Raw genomic sequence first — 281 nt, forward strand, 5'->3', positions numbered from 1 at the left:
TCGCACCGGCCCCGCGCCCGATGCCGGGCATCGAGGAATGCCACGTTGAACCGCGGGCTATTGGTCAAGAACGCCGTGACACGGTTCCCGTCAGTATCGAACAAGTTCGCTTTCGCCCCGGGATGCAAGGGCTCGGCCCGCAAATAGATTCTTGTCCCGGGCGGGTAGTCCTTCAGCTCGATCACCTTGCTCGCGTCGATCACCCACGCGTTATCACGTTGGACACCGTCAGCGTCCAGGGCTGGTTCCCAGAACTTCTTCTCATCGATCCACCGGATGAA

Annotated in this window: 1 pseudogene; it reads right to left on the minus strand. The window is 60.9% G+C overall.

Annotated features, from left to right (window positions below):
* A pseudogene (locus tag EKH49_RS16435) lies at positions 1-281 on the minus strand (IS1380 family transposase); the annotation flags it as partial.

The sequence above is a fragment of the Glutamicibacter sp. HZAU genome (assembly GCF_004100365.1).
Classification (GTDB): Bacteria; Actinomycetota; Actinomycetes; order Actinomycetales; family Micrococcaceae; genus Glutamicibacter; species Glutamicibacter nicotianae.